This window comes from Bradyrhizobium sp. 2S1 (assembly GCF_011516625.5).
Taxonomy (GTDB): Bacteria; Pseudomonadota; Alphaproteobacteria; order Rhizobiales; family Xanthobacteraceae; genus Bradyrhizobium; species Bradyrhizobium septentrionale.
In genome coordinates this window covers 6,654,104-6,672,248 of record NZ_CP147717.1, presented here as the reverse complement: position 1 = coordinate 6,672,248, position 18,145 = coordinate 6,654,104, and the positions used below count along the sequence as shown (strand labels likewise).

Below are 18,145 nucleotides of genomic sequence, written 5' to 3'. Positions count from 1 at the left end.
GTCAGTGGCTGATCATCCAGGGACGCGCGGTCGGAAAGCCTTTTGCCCCGCTCTTGGTCTTGGTCATCAGCCGAGCCGGCTTCTTCTTTCCCGTGGTCGAGCAGCAGCCGCAGCCCGGGCCGTGCGCGGCCTTGTACTGATCGAGCGTCTTCGGCGCGTGCCGGCTCTGCTCATTGGTGGCGTGAGCCTTGCGCTTGTCCGAGGACATGCAGAAGAACGCCGGCGCGGTCAGGATCACGCGCGGCGACGTCGTCTCGCATTGCGGACAGTCCTGCGGCAGGTCGCATTCGGCCATCGGCCGCATGTCGGTGAAGGGACCGCAGTCGTTGCAGAGATATTCGTAGATCGGCATTTCCGTATCCTCGCGCAATCGTGTGAGGTTTCCCGCGGCGGATGCGGGGCGGCCAATACGCAGCCGTCCCGCATCCTTCGCGCAGGGATCACTTGAAGGATTACTTGTCGGGCGAGATCGGCATCTGGATGTCGCCCTTGATGTGCTTGATCGGTCCCGCCGACGACGGCATCACGTCGAAGTCGAAGATTTCCGTCGGCAGCCACAGCGTGGCGCAGGCATTGGGCCCGTCGACCACGCCGGAGATGTGGCCCTGACACGGTGCGGTGCCGAGGATCGAATAGGCCTGGGCGCCCGAGTAGCCGAACTTCTTCAGGTATTCGATCGCGTTCAGGCAGGCCTGGCGATAGGCGATGTGGACGTCGAGATAGTGCTGCTTGCCGGCCTCGTCGACCGAGATGCCCTCGAAGATCAGGTAGTCCTTGTAGTTCGGCGTGATTGGCGACGGCTTGAACACGGGGTTCTTGATGCCGTACTTCGCCACCCCGTCCTTGATGACATCGACCTTGATGTGCAGCCAGCCGGCCATTTCAATGGCGCCGCAGAAGGTGATCTCGCCGTCGCCCTGGCTGAAATGCAGGTCGCCCATCGAGAGCCCGCCGCCCGGCACATAGACCGGGAAATAGATCTTCGAGCCGCGCGACAGATCCTTGATGTCGCAATTGCCGCCATGCTCGCGCGGCGGCACGGTGCGGGCGCCCTCGAGACCGATCTTGGCCTTGGCGTCGCCCTTGGCCTGGCCGGCATGTGCGGTCGGCGCGAACGGCGGATTGGCGAGGCCCGGCACCCGGGTCGGATTGGTCGCGATCAGCTCGGCCTCGCGCTTGTTCCAGGCCGCCAGCATCTTGGCATCGGGCAGACAGCCGATCAGGCCGGGGTGGATCAGGCCGGCGAAGTTCACGCCGGGGACGTGACGCGACGAGGTGTAGAGGCCCTTGATGTCCCAGATCGACTTCTGCGCCAGCGGGAAATGGTCGGTGAGGAAGCCGCCGCCGTTCTGCTTGGAGAAGAAGCCGTTGAAGCCCCACAGGCTCTCCTTCAGCGGACCGACGTCGAGCAGGTCAACAACCAGGAGATCGCCGGGCTCCGCGCCCTTGACGCCGATCGGGCCGGACAGGAAGTGCACGATCGACAGGTCAATGTCGCGCACGTCGTCGGCCGAGTCGTTGTTCTTGATGAAGCCGCCGGTCCAGTCGACGGTCTCGATGATGAAATCGTCGCCCGGGCTGACCCACTCGACAATCGGAACCTCCGGATGCCAGCGGTTGTGGATCTTGCCGTTTTCATAGGCCGACTTGCTGAGATCGACCTTGATCAATGTATCTGGCATCGCATTGCTCCCCTTCGGTTACTGGTTAGACAGATAAATACTTGGAGATCTGTGCGGCATCGACGCTGTCGCGCGGATCGTCGCGGACGATCTCGCCGTTCTCGATGACGAGCACGCGGTCGGCGATGTCGAGCGCGAAGCTCAGGACCTGCTCGGAGACGACGATCGATAGCCCGCGCTCGTCGCGGATCCGCTTCAGGGTCCGCGCCATGTCCTTGATGATCGACGGCTGGATGCCCTCGGTCGGCTCGTCCAGCAGCAGCACCTTCGGCTTGGTCGCAAGCGCCCGGGCGATCGCGAGCTGCTGCTGTTGTCCGCCCGAGAGATTGCCGCCGCGGCGGCCCTTCATCTCGAGCAGCACCGGGAACAGTTCGTAGATATCGCCGGGGACCTCGGAACCGCCTGACACCACGAGCCCGGTCTCGATGTTCTCCTTCACCGTCATGGTGGAGAAGATCATGCGGCCCTGCGGTACGTAAGCGAGACCCTTCGCCACCCGCTCATAACTCTTCATCGCTCCGAGCTCGGTGCCGTCCATGGTCACCTTGCCGCTCTTGGCCGGCAGGATGCCCATCAGGGACTTCATCAACGTGGTCTTGCCCATGCCGTTGCGGCCCATGATCGCAACGATCTCGTTAGGCGCGACGGAGACGTTGAGGCCGTGCAGCACCTCGCTCTGGCCATAGGCGACGTGAAGATCATTGATTGCCAGCATCGACGCGCTCCTTAGTGACCCAGGTACACTTCAATAACCTTGGGATCGTTCTTGACGTGCTCCATCGTCCCCTCGGACAGGATCTGCCCCTGGTGCAGCACCGTGACCTTGTGCGCGATGTCCTCGACGAATTTCATGTCGTGCTCGATCACCAGCACCGAGCGATCCTTGATGATGCGGTTGAGCAGCTCGGCGGTCTTGGCGCGCTCCGACACGCTCATGCCGGCGACCGGCTCGTCGAGCATCAGCAAGTCCGGGTCCTGGATCAGCAGCATGCCGATCTCGAGCCACTGCTTCTGGCCGTGGCTCAGCTGGTCGGCATAGGTGTTGAGGCGATCCTTCAGGAAGATCATCTCGGCGACCTCCTCGACCCGCTGCTTGACCGCGTCATCGCGCTGGAAGGCCAGCGAGCCGAACACGGTGCGGCCGCGCGGATAGGAGATTTCGAGGTTCTCGAACACGGTGAGATCCTCGAACACCGACGGCGTCTGGAACTTGCGGCCGACGCCGGCCTGCACGATCTCGTTCTCGCGCAGCCTGGTCAGCTCCTGGCCGCGGAACTGGATCGAGCCTGATGTGGCCCTGGTCTTACCGCAGATCAGGTCGAGCACCGTGGTCTTGCCGGCGCCGTTCGGGCCGATGATGACGCGGATCTCGTTCTCCTCGACATAGAAGGAGAGATCGTTCACCGCCTTGAAGCCGTCAAAGGACACGGTGAGGCCGGAGACCGCGAGCAGGAAGTCCTTGGGCTGATGACCGACGAGCATGATGGTTCCTCCTCACTCAGCCGGTGCGCCGTCGGCGACAAGCGCCGCCGATTTTGATCTTCGCGATGCCAGCAGGCGGTCGATGCGCGGCTGGACGTGGTCCGCCCAGATGCCGGAGAGCCCGTTCGGGAACGCCAGCACGACCGCGATGAACAGCGCGCCGAGGCCGAACAGCCAGACCTGCGGGAAGGACTCCGAGAGGCTGGTCTTGGCGAAATTGACCAGCAGCGCGCCCCAGACCGCACCGAAGATCGACATCCGGCCACCGACCGCGGTGTAGATCACCATCTCGATCGACGGCACAATGCCGACAAAGGACGGCGACATGAAGCCGACCTCGAGCGTGAACATGGCGCCGCCGATCGCGGCAAACACCGCCGCGGCGCAGAACGGGAAGATCTTGAAATTGGCGACGCTGTAACCGGAGAAGCGCACGCGGTCCTCCTGCTCCCTCATCGCCACCAGGATGCGCCCGAGTTTTGTCAGGCGGATGAACTGCGCGGCGACGATGCAACCGAACAGCAACACAACCTCGACAAAGTACAGAATGAATTTGGCGTGATCGGTGCGGATGTCCCAACCGTGCAGTGTGCGCAGATCGGTGATGCCGTTGATGCCGCCGGTGTAGCCCTGCTGTCCCACGATCAGAATGGTGAGGATCGCGGCGATTGCCTGCGTGATGATCGCAAAATACACGCCGCCGACCCGGCGCTTGAACATCGCCGCGCCGATGATCAGCGCAAAGAAGGCCGGAACCAGCAAGATCGCCAGCACCGTGAGCGAAAAACTGTGGAACGGCTTCCAGAACAGCGGCAGCTGCGTGATCTGGTTCCAGTCCATGAAGTCGGGGATGCCCGGCGTCGACTGTATCTTGGTGTTCGCCACCGAGGACGCCTCGAGCTTGAGGTACATCGCCATGCAGTAGCCGCCGAGGCCGATGCCGACAAAGGCGTAGGTCAGGTATTTCGCGACCAGGTTGAGGCGGAAGATATCCAGCGACAGCGGCAGGATGAGAAACAACAGCACCGCGAGCGCAACAAAGCCGATCAGTTCGGAGCGATTGAAAAAGCGCGAGTTGATGATCATGACCTGCCTGTTGTTCTTATTTGCGGACCTTGAGCGCGAAGAGCCCCTGCGGACGCACCATCAGGATCGCGACGATCGTGAGCAGCGTGATCACCTTGGCCATCGATCCCGACAGGAAGAATTCCAGCGTCGACTGGGTCTGCGAGATCGAGAAGGCAGAGGCGATGGTGCCGAACAGCGACGCGGCGCCGCCGAACACGACCACCAGGAAGGTATCGACGATGTAGAGCTGGCCGGCGGTCGGCCCGGTCGACCCGATCATCGTGAAGGCCGAGCCTGCGACGCCGGCGATGCCGCAACCGAGCGCAAACGTGGAACGGTCGACCTTCTCGGTGTTGATGCCGACGGCGCCGGCCATCACCCGGTTCTGCACGACGGCGCGCACCTGCTTGCCCCAGGTCGACCAGAACAGCACATAGGCGACCGCAATCGTGATCAGGATGGTCAGCGCCATCACGAACATGCCGTTGATCGGGATCTGGATCGAGTCGGTCGCCTGCCAGGAACCCATCATCCACTCCGGCAATTCGACGCCGACCTCGCGCGCGCCGAAGATCTAGCGATAGGCCTGCTGCAGGATCAGGCTGAGGCCCCAGGTCGCGAGCAGCGTATCGAGCGGACGCTTGTAGAGATGGCGTATCAGCGCCCACTCGACCAGCATGCCGAGCGCGCCTGACGCGATGAACGCCAGGATCATCGCGATGAAGAAGTAGCCGGGAAACAGCCAGGGCGCGATGTGCTGCACCGTGTTCGACGTCATCCAGGTGACGTAGGCCCCCAGGATCATGAACTCGCCATGGGCCATGTTGATGACGCCCATCTGGCCGAAGATGATGGCAAGCCCCAGCGCCATCAGCACGTAGACGGAGAACAGGATGAGCCCGGCGAATCCTTGCATCGCAAGGATCGCGCCGAGATCACCGATCGAATAGTCGCCGAACATCTGATCCTCCAGTCCAAGGGCGGTCCACCGGCATGCGCCGCGACGCAGCGGCGTCCGATCCGCGGCGTGGGCGGGTAACGTCCACGCCGCGATGCGTTGAGGTTGAGGGTGGCGCGCTAGGCGCGCCGCCTCACTGGTAGCCCTTGGGGAACGGATCCGGCTCGACGAGATCGGCGGTCTCGTAGATCAGCTCATACTGGCCATCGGCCTTGGCGCGTCCGACGCGGGTCTTCGACCACAAGTGATGGTTCTCGTGGATCCGGACGTAGCCTTCCGGCGCGCCCTTGAACTCGACGCCGGGCGACGCCGCCGCGATCTTGTCGATGTCGAAGGAGCCTGCCTTCTCCACCGTCAACTTCCACAGCCACGGGCCGAGATAGGCGGCTTGCGTCACGTCGCCGATCACGGTCTTCTCGCCCCACATCTTCTTGAAGGCGGGCACGAACGCCTTGTTGTTGGCGTTGTCGAGCGACTGGAAGTACTTCATGCAGGCGTAGGCGCCCGCGATGTTTTCACCGCCGATGCCGTCGATCTCGTCCTCGGTGACCGAGATCGTCAGCAGCGTCTGCTTCGACAGGTCGATGCCGGCCGCCTTCAGCTGCTTGTAGAACGCGACGTTCGAGCCGCCGACGATGATCGCGTAGATCACGTCAGGCTTGGTCAGCTTGATCTTGTTGATGACCGAGTTGAATTGGGTCGAGCCGAGCGGGAAGTATTCCTCGCCGACCACCTTGCAGCCCTGCAGGTGGTTCTCGATATGCTTGCGCGCGATCTTGTTCGAGGTGCGCGGCCAGATGTAGTCCGAGCCGAGCAGATAGAAGCTCTTGGCGCCCTTGGTCTTGTTGACCCAGTCGAGGCCGGCGATGATTTGCTGCGTCGCCTCCTGGCCGGTGTAGATGACGTTCTTGGACTGCTCGAGGCCTTCATAGAAGGTCGGATAGTAGAGCATGCCGTTGTACTGCTCGAACACCGGCAGCACCGCCTTGCGCGAGGCCGAGGTTCAGCAGCCCATCACGGCGGCGCATTTGTCGTTGACCAGGAGCTTCTTCGCCTTTTCCGCGAAGGTCGGCCAGTCGCTCGCGCCGTCTTCCTGGATGAACTTGATCTTGCGGCCGAGCACGCCGCCGGCGGCGTTGATCTGCTCGATCGCGAGCTTCTCGGCCTCGACCGATCCGGTCTCGGAGATCGCCATGGTGCCGGTCACCGAGTGCAGGATACCGACCGTGACTTCGCTATCGGTGACTGCAAGACCCGTGGTGCTGACCGCGGAGGTTGCAGGAACATCGGCAAATGCCGGACGGCCCAGCATCGAAACGGCCGGCAAAGCGGCCATTCCCATCAAGAGCTTGCGCCGAAGCGGAGACTGCAGGCCTGGTTTTGTTTCGTCTGACATGAGCACCCCATCTGGTTCGAGAACGCTTATTGATGAGGCGAGGATTGCTTACTTTTGTGCACCGCACTGATACGTGAGATCGCGTATACTGCACCGCAAAATAGCGACGTAGGTTTTTGGTACGGGATTTGCCCGCGATCAGAGCATCGTGGACCAGGAGTAAGAACGAGTGGCAGGGCGGCAGCGGATAGACCGCGTCAGGCGCCAATACAATCAATGGGTCGCCAACCAGACGCTGGAAGACTACGCGCTGCGCTTCACCGCCAAGAGCGCCAGGCGCTGGTCCGCCGCCCGCGTCGCCAACACCGCGCTTGGCGCGATCTCCTTCCTTGCGCTGGAGGCGATCGGGGGCACCATCACGCTGAACTATGGCGCGATGAACGCCTCCGCCGCGATCCTGGTCGTCAGCGTCATCATCTTTCTCTGCGGGCTGCCGATCGCCTACCACGCGGCGAAATGCGGCATCGATATCGATCTGCTGACCCGCGGCGCCGGCTTCGGCTATATCGGCTCGACCATCACCTCGCTGATCTACGCCTCCTTCACCTTCATCTTCTTCGCGATCGAGGCCGTGATCCTGGCCAGCGCACTCGACATGTGCTTCGGCATTCCGCGACCGATCGGCTATTTGATCAGCGCGGTCGTGATCATTCCGCTTGTGATCTACGGCATCACGCTGATCAGCCGCTTCCAGCTCTGGACCCAGCCGTTGTGGATCATCCTCCACATCATGCCGTTCGCGGCGATCGCCTGGGCCAACCCGCATTCGTTCACCGAGTGGCGCAAATTCGCTGGCGATCACGGCGATCCCGCAGGCAACCTCGATCTCCTGCTGTTCGGCACCGCGGCCTCCGTCGTGTTCGCGCTGGTGGCGCAAATCGGCGAGCAAGTCGACTTCCTGCGCTTCCTGCTGCGTGACCGCCGCACCTCGCGAAAGGCCTGGTGGATCGCCCTGCTCAGCGCCGGTCCGGGCTGGATCGTGCTCGGCGCGCTGAAGCTGCTGGCCGGCTCGTTCCTGGCCTTCTTCGCGCTCAGCCACGGCGTCTCGGCCGAGCACGCGGCCGAGCCCGCCAACATGTATCTCGAAGCCTTCCGTTACGTGCTGTCGCAGCCGGATCTCGCAATGGCGCTGACGGGGACCTTCGTGATCCTGTCGCAGGTCAAGATCAACGTCACCAACGCCTATGCCGGCTCGATCGCCTGGTCGAACTTCTTCTCCCGCCTCACCCACTCGCATCCCGGCCGCGTGGTGTGGCTGGTGTTCAACGTCGTCGTCGCGCTGCTGTTGATGGAGATCGGCGTCTACAAGGCGCTGGAGCAGACGCTCGCGCTCTACTCGAATGTCGCGATCGCCTGGGTCGGCGCGCTGGTGGCCGATCTCGTCATCAACAAGCCGCTCGGCTTGCGGCCGCAGCATATCGAGTTCAAGCGCGCCCATCTCTGCGACATCAATCCGGTCGGCGTCGGCGCGATGACGATTGCGACGGTGGTCTCGATCAGCGCGTTCTACGGCCTGTTCGGCCCGACGGCGAAGGCGCTGTCCGCCTTCGTTGCGCTGGCCGTCGCGTTCATCGCGGCCCCCCTGATTGCCTGGGCGACCGACGGCAAATACTACATCGCACGCAAGCCGAAGCGCAGCTGGCAGAACCTGGAATCGATCCAGTGCTGTATCTGCGAGCATGCATTCGAGCCCGAGGACATGGCCTCATGCCCGGCCTATGCCGGCCCGATCTGCTCATTGTGCTGCTCGCTCGACGCGCGCTGCCACGATCTCTGCAAGCCACACGCGCGGATCGGCGCGCAGGTCTCGGACGCCCTCGGCAAGGTGATGCCGCAGCCGATCTATGCGCGCCTCAACTCGCAGCTCGGACATTACCTCGGCGTGTTCGCAGTCTCGGCCGGTCTGGTGGCACTGGTGCTCGGCCTGATCTATTTGCAGACCACGGCGGCCGTGCATGCCAACGAATTGCTGGCCGACGTGTTGTGGAAGGTATTCTTTGCGCTGACCCTCATCATCGGCGTCGTCGCCTGGCTGTTCGTGCTGGCGCAACAGAGCCGGCGCGCCGCCGAAGAAGAAACGCGCCGCCAGACCACCCTCCTCATCCAGGAGATCGACGCCCACAAGCGCACCGATGCCGAACTGCAGCGCGCCAAGGAAGTCGCGGAATCAGCCAATCTCGCCAAAAGCCGATACGTCGTGGGCCTCAGCCACGAGCTCCGCTCGCCGCTGAATGCGATCTCCGGCTACGCGCAACTGCTGGAGCAGGACAACAGCCTGCAGACGCGGCCGCGCGACCAGGTGCGCGTGGTCCGCCGCAGCGCCGATCATTTGTCGGGACTGATCGACGGCATTCTGGATATTTCCAAGATTGAAGCCGGCCGGCTCTATCTTTCGCGCGACGAGGTGCGGCTGAACGATTTCCTCGAGCAGCTGGTCGGCATGTTCCGCCTGCAGGCCGCCGCCAAGGGCATCGACTTCGTGTTCAGGCGGCCGGCCGTGCTGCCCGTCGTCGTCTACGCCGACGAAAAGCGGCTGCGCCAGATCCTGATCAACCTGCTGTCGAATGCGATCAAATTCACCCAAACCGGACGGGTGCAGTTCGTCGTGCATTACCGCAGCCCGGTCGCCGAGTTCGAGGTGATCGATACCGGGCCGGGGATCCAGCCCGACGACCTCGAGCGGATCTTCGCGCCCTTCGAGCGCGGCGCGCTCGGCGTTTCGCAGCCGCAGACCGGCACCGGGCTTGGCCTGACCATCAGCCGCCTGCTCGCGGGTGTGATGGGCGGCGACATCAAGGTCTTGAGCACGGTCGGCACCGGCAGCACGTTCCGCGTCAAGCTGCTGCTCTCCGAGGTCACCAATCCGCGCCGCGAAGCGCCGGTCGATGCTCCCGTGTACGGCTATCATGGCCCGCGCAAGACGATCCTGATCACCGACGACGACCCGACCCATCGCGATCTCTTGCGCGAGATCCTGGCGCCGCTCGGCTTCATCCTGCTCAGCGCACCGGACGGACTGGGCTGCCTAGCGCTGGCGCAGCAACGCCGGCCGGACATGTTCCTGCTGGATATCTCGATGGCCGGCATGGACGGCTGGACGGTCGCCGAAACCTTGCGCTCCGAAGGCCATCACCAGGCCCGCATCCTGATGATCTCGGCAAGTGCGCTGGAGGCCCATGGCGCGCCGCTGGCGCAGCCGTTCCACGACGGCTATTTGATGAAGCCGATCGACATCCCGCGGCTGTTAGAGACCATCCGCCTGCTGCTCAAGATCGAGTGGCAGTATGAGGCCGAGCAGGCTCCGGCCCCGCAATGGAAACCCGATGGTGGCTCTCGTCCGCCCGTGAAATATGTCGAAGAGCTGATCAGCCTCGGCCAGCTCGGTTATATCAGGGCGATCCAGCTCAAGCTCGACGAAATCGGCAACGAACATCCCGAACACGCCGATTTCGTCGGCCAGATGCGCACGCTGATCGACCGGTTCGATCTCGATCAGTATATGGCGACATTGAAGATATTGCACAGCTATGACCATTGAACAAAGAAAGCGCGACGTAGCGCTCGTCGTCGACGACTCCCCGGAGACGTTGCGCCTCCTCACCGACGCGCTCGATGGCGCCGGCATGACCGTGATGGTCGCACTCGACGGGGCCTCCGCGATGCGCATCGTCGACCAGATCACGCCGGATATCGTGCTGCTCGATGCCGTGATGCCCGGCATGGACGGCTTCGAGACCTGCAGGCGGCTGAAGCGCGACGCCGGGCTCGACGGCGTCCCGATCATCTTCATGACGGGACTGGCCGAAACCGAGCACATCGTGCGCGGGCTCGAGGCCGGCGGCGTCGACTATGTCACCAAGCCGATCGTGGTCGAGGAGATGCTGGCCCGCATCCGGGTCCATCTCGCCAACGCGCGGATGACGCAAAGCGCCCGCGCGGCACTCGACGTCTCCGGCCGCTATCTGCTCGCGGTCAACAGGTCAGGCGCGCTGCTGTGGGCGACGCCGCAGGCACAGAAGCTGCTGTCGGACACGCTCGCCGATGCCGCCGACAATTTCGCGCTGCCGGATCCGATGCCGCAATGGCTCGAGCAGGCGCAGAAAGGTGTTGCCGGAAAGAAGACCGCGACCGTGGCGTCATTCCCCGGCAACGAGCAGCTTCGGCTGCAATATATGGGCAAGCTCGGCCCCAACGAGTTCCTGCTGCGGCTGGCCAAGGACACCAGCGGCGACATGCCGGCCGAATTCTCCAGCGAGCTCGGCCTGACCACCCGTGAGGGCGAGGTGCTGTCCTGGCTCTCCAAGGGCAAGACCAACCGCGACATCGCGCAGATCCTGGGCTTGAGCCCGCGTACCGTCGACAAGCATCTCGAGCAGATCTACGCCAAGCTCGGGGTCGAGAACCGCACCGCCGCGGCCGCGATCGCGGTCAACGCGAGGCACCGCAAGTCCTGAGGCATCCGCCTGCTTGGGCTGCGCGCCTCGTCCCGGCCGGTTAGACGTCGAAGAACACCGTCTCGTTGTCGCCCTGCAGATGGACGTCGAACGTGTAGACGCTGCCCGCACCGGCCTTGCGCTTGGCGATCAAGCGTGGCGCGGCGATCAGCCGGCACCAGCGCCAGCACGGAATCGCCGGCGTTGCCGGCCTCATCGTCAAAATAGATCCGCGTGTAGAGATGCAACAGCATGCCGCGCGCGAACACCGCGAGCGCGACGTGCGGCGCCTGCGGCTTGCCGTCGGCATCCGGCACCACACCCGGCTTGAAGGTGTCGAAGGCGTAGCTGCCGCTCTTGTCGGTGCCGCAGCGGCCAAAACCCTTGAAGGACGAATTCGGCAGTGCGCGCGCATCCTGCGGATCGGAGAAGCGGCCCTGGCTATCGGCCTGCCAGATCTCCAGCATGCAATCTGGGATCACGGCGCCGGCGCCGTCATAGACCTTGCCCTCGACGCGGATGCGCTCGCCCGAGACATCGCCCGTCAAGAGATTGTTGGTGAAGGCGTCGTTCCACTCATATTCGCCGTTCGGCGTCAGACCGTACTTGAAATAGGGGCCGACGGTCTGCGAGGGCGTGATTCCATCAGGACGCGGGTTCGACACGTTACTTGGTCTCCATCGGCGTGGCGTTGCGGCCGCGCAGCACGATATCGAAGCAGTAGCACAGCGCCCATTCCGGTTGGGTGTTGTCGAGATCGAACGACGAGATCATCCGCGCCCGCGCCTTTTCATCGGTCACCGAGTTGAAGATCGGATCGAACGGAAACAAGGGATCGCCGGGGAAATACATCTGCGTCACCAGACGCGAGACGAAGGAGTGGCCGAACACCGAGAAGTGGATATGCGCCGGCCGCCAGGCATTGTGGTGATTGCCCCAGGGATAGGCGCCGGGCTTGATGGTGATGAACTTGTAGTAGCCCTTGGCATCGGATTGCGTACGCCCGGCGCCGGTGAAATTCGGATCGAGCGGCGCCGGATGCTGGTCGACGACATGGATGTAGCGGCCGCAGGCATTGGCCTGCCACAGCTCGACCAGCGTGTTAGGCACGCCGCGGCCGTCTTCGTCCAGCACATGGCCGTGCACGATGATGCGTTCGCCGAGCGGCTCGCCCCTCGCCTGGATGGTGAGATCATTGTCGTGCTCACGCACGGTCTCATGACCGTAGACCGGCCCGGTCAGCTCCGAGACCGTGTGCCGCATCGGGATCAGCGGCTTTTGCGGCGCGCGTTTGATCGCGCTCCGGTACGCAGGGGACAGCCGCGCGGGATGGACGCTGTTCGAAGCGACCGGATAGATCAACGTCATGGGTTTGCTCCAGACCGAGTTGCTGCCGATGCCACCGGCGCCGGACGTCAGGCCGGCACCTTGAAATCGTAGGAGATGCGCCCGGCCGGCAAATAGAACAGGGCGATCACCGCGCCGCCCCTGACCTCGGGATAGTGTCGGCTGCCCGGATCCGGCGCCGTCCAGCCCGGCCCCTGCCAGCCCTGCAAGCCCTTCAACTGCGCGCCCTTGTCGAGGGGAACGACGAGGTTGAGCTCGCCGTAGGGATGACCGTGATACTGCCCGCGCAGCACGTCATGATCGTCGTCGTCCTTGAAGCGGCGCGGATCGGCGCTGTTCATGTAAACCGCGGTGATGCTGAACTGGAACGTCTCGGGGACCGGCTCAAGGATGCGGCTGCGCCGATAGTTCGGCCCCTCCACTTCCTGGTTCGCCGCCCAGCCTTCCTCGACGCCCAATTTGATGAGGCGTGCCAGATCCTGGTAAAGCGCACTCTCTTCCCCGTAGATCTCGTTGAGCCATCGCTCCATCGCCGCGCTCGGCGTCATGTCCTTGACTTCGCGCAGAAACGGAATGCTGCGTTCGATAAGCTGTTCCCGACTTCCCATGACTTACTCCTGTTCTAGTTCTCAAAACCCTCAAAGGAGGCGAACGCCTCCAAATCCGCGCGCGGCATCAGCCGCGCTCTCGCCTGCTCCCTCGGATGGCCCATCGAGATGCCACAGGCCACCATCTGCTCCGCTGGGATCGACAGCATCGGACGCAAAATCCGGTGGTACTTGGCGAGCGTTTCCTGCGGGCAGGATTGCAGTCCGCGTCCCACCACAGCCAGCATCATGGTCTGGATGAACATGCCGAGATCGAGCCAGCTTCCCATGGCGAGGCGGCGATCGATGGTCACGATCAATCCGACCGGCGCACCGAAGAAGGCAAAATTCTTGGCGGTCTGCCTGCTCCGCGCCGCGGCATCGCTCTGCTCTATCCCGAGCGAGCCATAGAACAATCGGCCGAACTCCTGGCGACGGCTGAGATACGGCTCAGGGAACTCGGTGGCGTAGTATTGATACTCGGAGACGTGCTCGCTCGGCTCCCGCTCATAGGCGTGCAGGAGGGCCGCCGACACCTCGGTCTTGGCAGCGCCCGCGAGCACGTAGACGTGCCAGGGCTGGATGTTTGCGCCACTCGGCGCAAACCGCGCCACACGCAGGATTTGCTCAATGGTCGACCGCGCGACCGGACTGTCGGAGAACTGACGGCACGAAAGGCGGCTCGCGATCACGTCGTCGATTGGATTGCGCGCAGCTCCGCACGCCCCGCCCCCATCAATCACGACTTCTTCACGAAGGGGCATCCGCCGTCCTCCATCGGTCTGAAAGCTTCGTCCCTCGGGATCGTCGCCAACAGCTGGTAGTAATCGAACTGGTACTTCGACTCTTCCGGAGCCTTGACGCGGAACAGATACATGTCGCGGACCAGCCTTCCGTCCTGCCGGATCTTGCCGTTACGGGTCATGAAATCGTTCACCGGCAATTCGCGCATCTTGGCGGCGACAGCGGGTCCGTCGAGCGTGCCTGCGGCTTCGACCGCCTTGAGGTAGTGCATGACAGCGCCATAGGTGCCGGCATGGATCATGGTGGGCACTTTCTTCGTCTTCTCGATGAAGCGCTTCGACCACGCCCGCGTCTCATCGTTGAGGTCCCAGTAGAAGGCTGAGCTGAGCATCAGGCCTTGCGCGCTTTGCAGGCCGAGGCTGTGGATGTCGGCGATGAAGACGATCAGGCCGGCCAGCTTTTGCCCGCGCGTCACGCCGAACTCGCCCGCCTGCTTGACGGCGTTGATGAAATCGCCGCCGGCGTCGGCGAGCGCGATCACGTCGGCCTTGGAGGCCTGCGCCTGCAGCAGGAAGGACGAGAAATCGGGCGTGTTGATCGGGTGTTTCACCGCGCCGACCACCTTGCTGCCGGTGGCATCGATCACCTTGCGGCTGTCGGCCTCGAGCTGCGCTCCGAGCGAATAGTCGGCCGACAGGAAGCACCAGGACTTGGCGCCGAGACGCGAGATCGCGCGCGTCGTCCCCTGCGACAGCGCATAGGTGTCGTAGGTCCAGTGGATGCCGGTCGGCGAGCACTCGTCGCCGGTCAGCCGGGACGTCGCTGCGCCGGTAGCAAGGAAGAGCTTCTTCTTGTCGCGCGTGATGCCTTGCACCGCCAGCGCGACCGCGGAATTCGGAACATCGAGGATCGCCTCGACGTTCTCGTTTTCCAGCCAGCGCCGGGTAAGCCGACATCCGCCTTGTTCTGGTGATCCCCCGCGACGATCTCGATCGGCCGCCCGAGCACCTTGCCCTTGAAATCATCCACCGCCATTTGCGCGGCGACGACTGAGCCCTGGCCGCCATTGTCCGCGTAGAGCGACGACATGTCGGTCAACACGCCGAGCCTGACCGGCCCGTTCTGTGCAACCGCGGACGGCGCCACAGCCAGGAGCGTCAGCGCCAGTCCAACTGATTTGCGCACACCACTTCGGGCCGATCTCACCCAGGGCTTCATCGTTTTTCTCCTCCAAACCCGGTGGCGGCAATCTTGGCCAGAACGTCGCGTTGCGGAAGTGAAAGTCTTGCAGCTTGATCCTGAACCGGCTTCAGATCGCCAATGGCGGCGATGCGGCGATGCGCTCCCGGACGATCCGATCGGTTGCATCCGCCGAACGCCTGGCCTTAACTGCACACGATCGCGGGAATTTGCCGAGGTGCGCGATCCGTAACAGACGGGGCTCACTGCGTGTCCGTTTCCATCAAGACACTGGACCTGAACCTGCTCAAGGTGTTCGACGCCGTCATGGAGGAGCGCAGCGTGCTGCGCGCCAGCCAGAAGGTCGCGCTGAGCCAGTCTGCCGTGAGCCATTCGCTGGCGCGGCTGCGCGAGATGCTCGATGACGACCTGTTCGTGCGCACGGCGACCGGCATGCAGCCGACGGCCCGCGCGTTGACGATGGCCCCGCAGGTCCGCCAGGCGCTGCGGTCGCTGGAGGCCGCGGTCGAGCTGCCGACCTTCGTTCCGGCGGTCTCGACCAAGCCGTTCACGCTCGCCGCCAACGACTTCACGACGATGGTGCTGGCGCCGCCGCTCTTGAAGATCTTGAGCCGGGAGGCTCCGGGAATCGATCTCACCATCAAGCCGGTGACGCGGATCGATCTTGCCGAGCAGATCGACCTCGGCCGCATCGATGTCGCGATCGGCGTGTTCTCGTCGCCGCCGAGCCGCTTCCGCACCGCCCTGCTGTTCGAATATGACGACGTGCTGATCGTCGGCAAAAAACGCAAGCTTGGCCGGCTCGACAAGGCAAAGCTCGCGACCCTGCCGCTGGTCGTCGTGTCCTTTGGCGGCGAGCAGGAAGGCGCGATCGGTGGTTACATCTCCGAGCGCGGGCTTGCGAGACGTTCGGAGATGTATGACCGCCCCGCGCTTGAACGGGCGCTGTCCGACAGCGACCACCCGCCACGGATCGCGGTCTCGCTGCCGCATTTCCTTGCTTTGCCCGCGCTGCTGGTCGAGTCCGAACTGGCGGCGATCGTTCCGCGGCCGCTGGCGCGGGCGCTCGAGCAGGCGCATGCGATCACGACCCATGAGCTGCCTTACACCACGACGCCCGTTGAGGTTCGGCTGCTCTGGCACGAACGCGTCGAGGACGAACCATCGCACGAATGGCTTCACGAGGTGCTCCGCCGCGCCACCGAAGAGCTCAGGCGTGGGCGTTAGCGGCAATCACCGGCGCACACCTCACTGCGCGGCCATGGCCCCGGACATCGGAACCCAACGCTCACCATCGAAACGCTGCGGCCGCAGCGACGCGATCAGACGATAATCGTCCGGACTGGTGTTGACGGTGATGCCCGGAATCAGCCCCGGAAGCGCAACGTTCTTCAGCGCGGTGGCATGCTTCATGAGGTTCTGCCGGGACAGATCATCGCCGCAGGCCTCGATGACCTTGGTCATGAGGACAGCGATGTTCCATCCGGTGAAGTTGAGCTGATCCTCGATGTCGCCCTCGGGATAGTACTTTTTCATAAAGGCCAGCCACTCGAGATAGGCGGGATCGTTGGCCCATTCCGGATCGCCGACCGACTTGGTCGGTGTCGCCGAGATCGCCCCCTTGGCGTTGTCGAGCCCGGCCGGCTTGAGGATCGTCGGCACGAAGTTGCTGCCGATCGGCAGGAACTGCTGCGCACGCCAGCCGAGCTCACCTGCCTTGCGGATCGCCTGCGAGGTGAACTTGCCGGTCGACGCATTGAGAAAGACGTTGGCATTGGTACTGGCCAGCGAGACCACCTGCGAATCGACCGTCGGCGACGTGACCTCGTAAGGCGACGCCGCGACGATCTCGGCCTTGGGATCGAGCCGGGCCAGTTCGACCTTGAAGCTGCGTAGATATTCGCGGCCGTAGTCGTCGTTCTGGTACAGCACGGCGACGCGCGACGCCGGAATGTGCTCGGCCACCAGCCGCGCATAGATCGCAGCCTCGGTGCTGAACAGCGTCATCCCCGAGATCGTGTAGGGGCTCGTCTTCGGATCGGCGAAGCGCTCGCTGGCCGCGAACACGAACAGCTGAGGGATCTTCTTGGCGTTGAGATATTTCTGGACCGCCGCATTCTGCGCGGTTCCCATGCTGCCGAAGATCGCGACCGCCTCGTCATTCTCGATCAACCGGCGCGTCTGCTCCACGGCCTTCGGCGGGCTATAGCCATCGTCGAGCGAGATCAGCCTGACCTTGTGGCCATTGATGCCGCCGCGGTCGTTGATCATCTGGAAATAGCGGGTCTGCACCTTGCCGACGGCACTCAGCGCCGACGCAGGGCCGCTGTAGGGCATGGTCTGTCCAAGGATCAACTCGGTCTCGGCCGCCCTGGCCGAACCGCAAGCAGCCAGCAAGGCTGCGAACCAGAATGTCGCGCGAAGTCCGCGCATGCGCTCCTCCCTCTGTTTTCTTACCCGGACTATTCTTCCTAGGAAGATAATTGTCAACCCAAACCTCAAGCGGCAAATGGCCGCTCCGGAGAGCGATGTGCAGCGCCTGGAGCGAGTCCAGGAACTTGCGGGGCGACACATCAATTCGACGGTGTTAGATTATCGTACGGATGATGCCGCGCCGCTGGCGCGGGACGAAGGGGACTGGAAGGGAATGAAGAAGAGCAGCGTGTCACGCCGCGCCGAACCTGCGATCAAGCAGCCGCCTGCACCCGACAGCACCCTTTACGACGACATCGAGGCCGCCTGGCTCGCGCAGCGTCCCGACCTCGACCTCGCCGCCGCCTGCACCTTGTTGCGGCTCGAGCGCGTCAACCAGCTTCATGAGATGCGCCTGCAGGACATCGCAAAGGCTGTCGGGTTGCAGACCGGCGAGCTCTATGTCCTGCTGGCGCTCAGGCGCTCGGGAAAGCCGTACGAGTTGCGGCCGACTGATCTGTTCCGCGCCCTCCTCGTCACATCGGGCGCCATGACCAAGCGCGTGGCCCGGCTGCAGGAAGGCGGCTTCGTGCTGCGCGTCTCGGCCAGCGACGACGGCCGTTCCGAGCTGGTCCGCCTCACCGCCAAGGGTCTCGCGACCGCCGACCGCGGCATTGCCGAAGTTGCGAGGGTCGTTGCGGGCGTCACCGAGGCGAGCGGGTTGACCAAGGCGGAGCTCGCCATGCTCGACCGCTGCCTGCGCAAGCTGCTCACCGTCCGAACCGTGAAGGCGCCGAAGAAGTCCGGCCGGCTTGCGGCAGCGGATTAGCTGCAAC

At 63.7% G+C, this 18,145-nt stretch carries 14 protein-coding genes and 4 pseudogenes; 5 read left to right on the top strand and 13 right to left on the bottom strand.

The annotated features are described in order from the left end of the window. Window position 1: 1 nt before the first annotated feature. The 7 genes and pseudogenes from HAP54_RS31385 to urtA form a co-directional block, all read right to left on the bottom strand. Complete coding sequence (locus tag HAP54_RS31385) at window positions 2-352, bottom strand: FmdB family zinc ribbon protein (protein WP_166294060.1); 351 nt, start codon at window positions 350-352, stop codon at window positions 2-4. 100 nt (window positions 353-452) lie between these two features. Further along, a complete protein-coding gene (gene fmdA, locus HAP54_RS31380) occupies window positions 453-1,682 on the bottom strand; it encodes a formamidase (RefSeq protein ID WP_166294058.1) in 1,230 nt (409 codons plus the stop codon). Between the two features lie 25 nt (window positions 1,683-1,707). Beyond that, a complete protein-coding gene (gene urtE, locus HAP54_RS31375; RefSeq protein WP_166294056.1) occupies window positions 1,708-2,397 on the bottom strand; it encodes an urea ABC transporter ATP-binding subunit UrtE in 690 nt (229 codons plus the stop codon). Between the two features lie 11 nt (window positions 2,398-2,408). Then, window positions 2,409-3,164 (bottom strand): urea ABC transporter ATP-binding protein UrtD, encoded by a 756-nt coding sequence (gene urtD / locus HAP54_RS31370; RefSeq protein WP_029080653.1) that lies wholly within the window; start codon window positions 3,162-3,164, stop codon window positions 2,409-2,411. A gap of 12 nt (window positions 3,165-3,176) precedes the next feature. Then, complete coding sequence (gene urtC / locus HAP54_RS31365) at window positions 3,177-4,250, bottom strand: urea ABC transporter permease subunit UrtC (protein WP_166294054.1); 1,074 nt, start codon at window positions 4,248-4,250, stop codon at window positions 3,177-3,179. 16 nt (window positions 4,251-4,266) lie between these two features. Continuing rightward, window positions 4,267-5,193, bottom strand: a pseudogene (urtB, locus tag HAP54_RS31360) (urea ABC transporter permease subunit UrtB). Between the two features lie 130 nt (window positions 5,194-5,323). Then, window positions 5,324-6,586 (bottom strand): annotated as a pseudogene (urtA, locus tag HAP54_RS31355) (urea ABC transporter substrate-binding protein). Window positions 6,587-6,755: 169 nt separating this feature from the next. On the opposite strand from urtA, the gene HAP54_RS31350 reads away from it, so the two are divergent. Next, window positions 6,756-10,124, top strand: coding sequence for a hybrid sensor histidine kinase/response regulator (locus tag HAP54_RS31350; RefSeq protein WP_166294052.1), 3,369 nt, complete (start codon window positions 6,756-6,758; stop codon window positions 10,122-10,124). Then, window positions 10,114-11,040 carry a response regulator gene (locus tag HAP54_RS31345; protein WP_166294050.1) on the top strand — a complete coding sequence of 309 codons (927 nt, stop codon included), beginning with the start codon at window positions 10,114-10,116 and terminating at the stop codon, window positions 11,038-11,040. The genes HAP54_RS31350 and HAP54_RS31345 overlap by 11 nt, the downstream gene beginning before the upstream one ends. 40 nt (window positions 11,041-11,080) lie before the next feature. Here HAP54_RS31345 and pcaG read toward each other — a convergent pair. From pcaG to HAP54_RS31320, 5 genes and pseudogenes are all read right to left on the bottom strand, one after another. Continuing rightward, window positions 11,081-11,684, bottom strand: a pseudogene (gene pcaG / locus HAP54_RS31340) (protocatechuate 3,4-dioxygenase subunit alpha). Window position 11,685: 1 nt separating this feature from the next. Continuing rightward, a complete protein-coding gene (pcaH, locus tag HAP54_RS31335; protein ID WP_166294049.1) occupies window positions 11,686-12,387 on the bottom strand; it encodes a protocatechuate 3,4-dioxygenase subunit beta in 702 nt (233 codons plus the stop codon). Window positions 12,388-12,434: 47 nt separating this feature from the next. Beyond that, window positions 12,435-12,974, bottom strand: a complete 540-nt coding sequence (locus tag HAP54_RS31330; RefSeq protein WP_166294047.1) for a DUF4863 family protein — start codon at window positions 12,972-12,974, stop codon at window positions 12,435-12,437. Between the two features lie 14 nt (window positions 12,975-12,988). Next, a complete protein-coding gene (locus HAP54_RS31325; RefSeq protein ID WP_166294045.1) occupies window positions 12,989-13,717 on the bottom strand; it encodes a nitroreductase in 729 nt (242 codons plus the stop codon). Beyond that, a pseudogene (locus tag HAP54_RS31320) lies at window positions 13,693-14,786 on the bottom strand (ABC transporter substrate-binding protein). The gene HAP54_RS31325 and the pseudogene HAP54_RS31320 overlap by 25 nt, the downstream one beginning before the upstream one ends. On the opposite strand from HAP54_RS31320, the gene HAP54_RS31315 reads away from it, so the two are divergent. Continuing rightward, window positions 14,785-15,129, top strand: coding sequence for a hypothetical protein (locus HAP54_RS31315; protein ID WP_248114577.1), 345 nt, complete (start codon window positions 14,785-14,787; stop codon window positions 15,127-15,129). The pseudogene HAP54_RS31320 and the gene HAP54_RS31315 overlap by 2 nt on opposite strands. A gap of 17 nt (window positions 15,130-15,146) precedes the next feature. Continuing rightward, on the top strand, window positions 15,147-16,124 hold the full coding sequence (locus tag HAP54_RS31310) for a LysR family transcriptional regulator (protein ID WP_166294043.1): 978 nt from the start codon (window positions 15,147-15,149) through the stop codon (window positions 16,122-16,124). Window positions 16,125-16,145: 21 nt separating this feature from the next. Here the strand turns inward: HAP54_RS31310 and HAP54_RS31305 are convergent, their stop codons facing one another. Further along, window positions 16,146-17,330, bottom strand: coding sequence for an ABC transporter substrate-binding protein (locus HAP54_RS31305; RefSeq protein WP_166294041.1), 1,185 nt, complete (start codon window positions 17,328-17,330; stop codon window positions 16,146-16,148). Between HAP54_RS31305 and HAP54_RS31300 the strand changes: the two genes are divergently transcribed. Then, the gene (locus tag HAP54_RS31300; protein WP_176422192.1) at window positions 17,329-18,138 is read left to right on the top strand and encodes a MarR family transcriptional regulator; all 810 of its coding nucleotides are present in this window, start codon (window positions 17,329-17,331) and stop codon (window positions 18,136-18,138) included. The genes HAP54_RS31305 and HAP54_RS31300 overlap by 2 nt on opposite strands. Window positions 18,139-18,145: the final 7 nt, after the last annotated feature.